Here is a 6000-nt window from a genome sequence, read left to right as displayed (position 1 = left end):
CGGGGGCGTGAGCGCCATGGATGGCGCGACCGAGCCTACAGGGACGTACTTGCGGCGTCCCCCGCAACCGGACCCACCCCGCCAACTCACAGGAAACCCGCTTTTGCTCCGGCCGTTGCCGTTGCAGTTGCCTCTGCAGGTGCAGGGCGCAGCCCTGCCGAACCCCTGCCCCTCCCTCCGGGGTAAACTAGCGCGATGGCTTCCCGTCCCGCGCACGACCTGCTCAACCGCGTCTTTGGTTACGACGATTTCCGTGGTCCGCAGCAGGACATCGTGGAGCACGTGGCTGCCGGTCACGACGCCCTGGTGTTGATGCCCACCGGCGGTGGCAAGTCGCTGTGCTACCAGGTGCCCGCCCTGCTGCGCGACGGATGCGGCATTGTCATCTCACCGCTGATCGCACTGATGCAGGACCAGGTCGAAGCCCTGCGCCAGCTGGGCGTGCGCGCCGAATACCTGAACTCGACGCTGGACGCGGACACTGCCGGCCGCGTCGAACGCGAACTGCTGGCCGGCGAGCTGGACATGCTCTATGTCGCACCCGAGCGCCTGCTGACGGGTCGCTTCCTGTCCCTGCTCTCGCGCAGCCGGATCGCCCTGTTCGCGATCGACGAAGCCCATTGCGTGTCGCAATGGGGCCATGACTTCCGCCCCGAGTACCGCCAGCTGACGGTGCTGCACGAGCGCTGGCCACAGATTCCCCGGATCGCCCTGACAGCCACCGCCGATCCGCCGACCCAGCGCGAGATCGCCGAGCGCCTGGACCTGCAGGATGCCCGCCATTTCGTCAGCTCCTTCGACCGCCCCAACATCCGCTACACCGTGGTGCAGAAGGACAACGCACGCAAGCAGCTGACCGATTTCCTGCGCGGCCATCGCGGTGAGGCGGGCATCGTCTACTGCATGTCGCGGCGCAAGGTCGAGGAAACCGCCGAGTACCTGCGCGGACAGGGCTTCAACGCCCTGCCCTACCATGCCGGCCTGCCCGCCGACGTACGCGCGGACAACCAGCGCCGCTTCCTGCGCGAGGACGGCATCGTCATGTGCGCCACCATCGCCTTCGGCATGGGCATCGACAAGCCGGACGTGCGCTTCGTTGCGCATACCGACCTGCCCAAGTCGATGGAAGGCTACTACCAGGAAACCGGCCGCGCCGGCCGCGACGGCGAAGCGGCCGAAGCATGGCTGTGCTACGGCCTGGGCGACGTCGTGCTGCTCAAGCAGATGATCGAGCAGTCCGAAGCCGGCGAGGAACGCAAGCAGCTGGAGCGGTCCAAGCTCGACCACCTGCTCGGCTACTGCGAATCCATGCAATGCCGCCGCCAGGTGCTGCTGGCCGGCTTCGGGGAGACCTATCCCCGCCCCTGCGGCAACTGCGACAACTGCCTGACCCCGCCAGCGGCATGGGACGCAACGGTTCCCGCGCAGAAGGCACTGAGCTGCGTCTACCGCAGCGGCCAGCGCTACGGCGTCGGCCACCTGATCGACATCCTGCGCGGCAGCGAGAACGAGAAGGTGCGCCAGCAGGGTCATGACCAGCTCAGCACCTACGCCATCGGCCGCGACCTGGATGCACGGACCTGGCGCAGCGTGTTCCGCCAGCTGGTGGCCGCCAGCCTGCTCGAAGTGGACAGCGAAGGCCACGGCGGCCTGCGCCTGACCGATGCCAGCCGCGACGTACTGAAGGGCCGCCGCACGGTGAACATGCGCCGCGAGGCTGCGACCAGCGCCGGCCGCGAACGCAGCGCGCAGCGCACCGGCCTGTCGGTCCCCCCGCAGGATCTGGCCCTGTTCAATGCCCTGCGCGGCCTGCGTGCCGAACTGGCCCGCGAGCAGAACGTGCCGGCCTTCGTGATCTTCCACGACAGTACCCTGCGCAACATCGCCGAACAGCGCCCCACCAGCCTGGACGAGCTGGCCCGGGTCGGCGGCATCGGTGGCACCAAGCTGAGCCGCTATGGTCCGCGCCTGGTGGAAATCGTGCGCGAAGAGGGGTAGCGCCGGGCCTCCTGTAGAGCCGAGCCCACGCTCGGCTGTTGCCGCAGAAGCAGCCGAGCGCGGGCTCGGCTCCACATTGGTGCCGCTCCAATCTTGAACCGGCCATTCAGCCGGAAGTGCATCCGGGCCCGCTTGCGGCTAGATTAGCGCCATGTCCCTGGCCTCGACCCTGCTCCGCGTCGTGCTCATGCTCAGCCTGTTGCTCAACGGGCTGAACGCGGCCATGGCCAGCGGTCATGAGGAGATGGGCCGCATGGCCCACGTGATGATGGCGACGATGGCGGGCGACGCCGACTGCCATCACCACGCCGGCATGTCCGCCGACGAGGCACCGCAGGCCCAACCGGCGGCCCACGATGCGCATTGCCAGATCAAGGACTGCCTGCGCAGCTGTGCCCAGCATCCCCTGCTGGCGGTGCAGGCGCTGCCCTTCATGGCCGGTCCCGGCCTGTCGCTGACACCGCAGCCGATGCCGGCCAACGGCCGCCCGGCGCCGCCGTTGCCGCCACTTTCCCGCCCTCCCATCGCCTGATCCACACGCGTCGCGCGCCACGCGCACTCAAGCCGGCCCGCTGCCGGCGTCCTACCGTGTCTGGAGTCACCACCATGAATACCCGCATTCCCCCCGGCCCGGGCGCCTTGCCCATGCCGTCGCGCCGCCTGTTCGTTCAGGGTCTCGCCGCCGGCGGCGTGGTTGCCGGCATCGCCGCGGTCGGCGTGCCGCAGCGCGCGCTCGCTGCGGCCAGTGCCGCCCCGCGCCTGGCCGGCGCACCGGCCGTGCTGACCGATACCCGCCTGGAACTGGCCATCGGCGAATCGCTGGCCAACTTCACCGGTCGCACCCGGCCGGCGATCACCGTCAACGGCTCGCTGCCGGCACCGATCCTGCGCTGGCGCGAGGGCCAGACCGTGGATCTGTTCGTGCGCAATACGCTGGACCGCCACCCGACCTCGATCCACTGGCACGGCATCCTGCTGCCGGCCAACATGGACGGCGTCCCGGGCCTGAGCTTCAACGGCATCGGTCCCGGCGAGACCTACCACTACCACTTCCAGCTCAAGCAGTCGGGCACGTACTGGTATCACAGCCACTCGATGTTCCAGGAGCAGGCCGGCCTGTATGGCGCACTGATCATCGACCCGGCCGAGCCGGCCCCGTACCGGCACGACCGCGAGCACGTGATCATGCTGTCGGACTGGACCGACATGGACCCGGGTGCACTTTTCCGGCGCATGAAGAAGCTCGCCGAGCACGACAACTACTACAAGCGCACCCTGCCCGACTTCGTGCGCGATGTGCGCCGCGATGGCTGGTCCGCGGCGCTGTCCGACCGCGGCATGTGGGGACGGATGCGGATGACACCCACCGACATCTCCGACATCAACGCGCATACGTACACCTACCTGATGAACGGCACCGCGCCGGCCGGCAACTGGACCGGGCTGTTCCGCACTGGCGAGAAGGTGCTGCTGCGCTTCATCAACGGCGCCTCGATGACCTACTTCGACGTGCGCATTCCCGGCCTGAAGATGACCGTGGTCGCTGCCGATGGCCAGTACATCCATCCGGTCAGCATCGATGAGTTCCGCATCGCCCCCGCCGAGACCTACGACGTGCTGGTCGAACCCAGCGGGCAGGATGCGTTCACCATCTTCTGCCAGGACATGGGCCGCACCGGCTACGCGGCCGGCACCCTGGCCGTGCGCCACGGCCTGCAGGCGCCGGTTCCCGCCCGCGACCCGCGCCCGCTGCTGACGATGAGCGATATGGGCCACGACATGGGCGGCGGTCACGGCGGTCATGACATGGCCACGATGAAAGGCATGGAAGGCGGCTGCGGCGCCAGCATGGGGCACGGCGCGCATGGCGGCGCGGCCACCACCGGCAAGGCTCCGAATCACCCGGCCAGCGAACGCAACAATCCGCTGGTGGACATGCAGAGCTCGGCCACCGATCCCAAGCTGGACGATCCCGGCATCGGCCTGCGCGACAACGGCCGCCAGGTGCTGACCTACGGCGCGATGCGCAGCCTGTTCGAGGACCCCGATGGCCGCGAGCCCAGCCGTGAGATCGAGCTGCACCTGACCGGCCACATGGAGAAGTTCTCCTGGTCGTTCGACGGCATTCCATTCGCCAGCGCCGAGCCACTGCGGCTGAACTACGGCGAGCGCATGCGCATCGTGCTGGTCAACGACACGATGATGCAGCATCCGATCCACCTGCATGGCGTCTGGAGCGACGTGGAGGACGCGCAGGGCAACTTCCAGCTGCGCAAGCACACGGTGGACATGCCGCCCGGGACCCGCCGCAGCTACCGCGTTCGCGCCGATGCGCTCGGCCGCTGGGCCTATCACTGCCACCTGCTTTACCACATGGAAGCGGGGATGATGCGCGAAGTGAGGATCGAAGAATGAAGCGCTCCCTTTTCTCCCCCAGCCTGCTGGCGATGGCCCTGACCGTCGCACTGCCTGCCTTCGCACAGTCGCACGCGGGCCATGACAGGCCCACGCCCGCACCAGCACCGAAGATCCAGCAGTCCACTGCCGAAGAAGCGGTTGATCACTCGAAGATGGATCATTCGAAGATGGATCATTCGACGATGGATCATTCGACGATGGATCATTCGACGATGGATCACGCGGCGATGGGCCACGGCACGTCCGCGCCGACCGAGCCGCGCGAGCCCATTCCAGTGCCCACCGACGCCGATCGTGCCGCCGCGTTCCCGCCCATCGCCCATGGCGCGATGGAGCATGCGCCGGAGATCAACAGCCTGCTGCTGATCGACCGCCTGGAGCATTGGGACGGCAAAAACAGCAACGGCCAGGCCTGGGAGGCCACCGGCTGGATCGGCGGCAACATCAACCGACTGTGGCTGCGTACCGATGGCGAGCGCAGTGACGGTCGCACCGAATCCTCGGCGGTGGAAGCACTGTACGGGCGCAGCGTGTCGCCCTGGTGGGATGTGCTGGTGGGTGTCCGCCAGGACTTCCGCCCCGCCGATTCCCGAACCTGGGCGGCCATCGGCATCCAGGGCCTGGCGCCGTACAAGTTCGAGAGTTCGGCCACGCTCTATGCCGGCTCCGGCGGACAGCTGCTGGCCAAGGCCGAAGTGGAGTACGACGTGCTGCTGACCAACCGGCTGATCCTGCAGCCGCTGGTGGAGGCCACCGTGGCCAGCAAGGACGAACCGGAGTACGGCATCGGGCGCGGCCTGAACAAGGTGGAGGCCGGACTGCGCCTGCGCTACGAGTTCAGCCGCCGCTTCGCGCCTTACATCGGTGTCACCCATGAGCGCAGTTTCGGCGATACCGCCGACTATGCCGGCGACCACGCGCGCGACACGCGCTGGGTAGCGGGCGTGCGCATGTGGTTCTAGTCGGCACACTGCGTGCAGCAGCCGGCCCCGGTTCAGACCGGGGCCGGCTACACTGCGGCACGTTCTTTCGCAGCTTTCATCATGGCCTTGCAGATCCGCCGCGCCACCTTCGCCGACGCTGAAGCGCTCTCAGCGATCGCCATCGCCACCTACACCGAAACCTGGGGCGACTCCTATCCGCCGCAGGATCTGCATGCGTTCCTGCATGCGCACTACAGCACGCAACCGCAGCGCATCGAGCTATCCGATCCACGCAGCGCGGTCTGGCTGCTGCTCGATGGCGATACGGTGGTTGGCTATCTGGCCGCAGGCGCCAACACCCTGCCGCATGTCGACGCCCGCGACGGCGACATCGAACTCAAGCGCCTGTATGTGCTGGCGGCGTACCAGAACGGCGGCCACGGGGCGCGCCTGATGGAGGCGTTCCTGCATTGGCTGGATACGCCGCAGCGCCGCACCCTGTGGGTCGGCGTCTGGGAGGAGAACCTCGGCGCACAGCGCTTCTACGCGCGCTACGGTTGCAGCAAGGCCGGCGAATACGACTTCATCGTCGGCGACAGCCGCGATCGCGAGTTCATCCTGCGCCGGGCCTGACGCCCCCGGGATCACAGCTGCCCCGTGG

General features: G+C 68.0%; 5 protein-coding genes. All 5 read left to right on the top strand.

Translation table 11 applies throughout. From position 1 onward, the window contains the following. Window positions 1-195 precede the first annotated feature (195 nt). The 5 genes from recQ (at window position 196) to ACVOKU_RS17270 (ending at window position 5972) form a co-directional block, all read left to right on the top strand. Window positions 196-1998 (top strand): DNA helicase RecQ, encoded by a 1803-nt coding sequence (gene recQ, locus ACVOKU_RS17290; RefSeq protein WP_053520157.1) that lies wholly within the window; start codon window positions 196-198, stop codon window positions 1996-1998. Between the two features lie 151 nt (window positions 1999-2149). Further along, a complete protein-coding gene (locus ACVOKU_RS17285; protein WP_481560494.1) occupies window positions 2150-2530 on the top strand; it encodes a CopL family metal-binding regulatory protein in 381 nt (126 codons plus the stop codon). Window positions 2531-2604: 74 nt separating this feature from the next. After that, window positions 2605-4413 carry a copper resistance system multicopper oxidase gene (locus ACVOKU_RS17280; protein ID WP_481560493.1) on the top strand — a complete coding sequence of 603 codons (1809 nt, stop codon included), beginning with the start codon at window positions 2605-2607 and terminating at the stop codon, window positions 4411-4413. Beyond that, a complete protein-coding gene (locus tag ACVOKU_RS17275; protein ID WP_481560492.1) occupies window positions 4410-5378 on the top strand; it encodes a copper resistance protein B in 969 nt (322 codons plus the stop codon). The genes ACVOKU_RS17280 and ACVOKU_RS17275 overlap by 4 nt, the downstream gene beginning before the upstream one ends. Window positions 5379-5459: 81 nt before the next feature. Beyond that, window positions 5460-5972, top strand: a complete 513-nt coding sequence (locus ACVOKU_RS17270; RefSeq protein WP_065174771.1) for a GNAT family N-acetyltransferase — start codon at window positions 5460-5462, stop codon at window positions 5970-5972. The last annotated feature ends 28 nt before the right edge of the window (window positions 5973-6000 follow it).

The organism is Stenotrophomonas sp. STEN147 (assembly GCF_056757995.1).
Note: the sequence above shows the minus strand (reverse complement) of the source record. Positions and strands in the feature narration are given on the sequence as shown.

Coding starts and splice junctions, on each gene's coding strand:
- recQ (WP_053520157.1), top strand. CDS start 196: ATGGCTTCCCGTCCCGCGCACGACCTGCTCAACCGCGTCTTTGGTTAC.
- ACVOKU_RS17280 (WP_481560493.1), top strand. CDS start 2,605: ATGAATACCCGCATTCCCCCCGGCCCGGGCGCCTTGCCCATGCCGTCG.
- ACVOKU_RS17275 (WP_481560492.1), top strand. CDS start 4,410: ATGAAGCGCTCCCTTTTCTCCCCCAGCCTGCTGGCGATGGCCCTGACC.
- ACVOKU_RS17270 (WP_065174771.1), top strand. CDS start 5,460: ATGGCCTTGCAGATCCGCCGCGCCACCTTCGCCGACGCTGAAGCGCTC.
- ACVOKU_RS17285 (WP_481560494.1), top strand. CDS start 2,150: ATGTCCCTGGCCTCGACCCTGCTCCGCGTCGTGCTCATGCTCAGCCTG.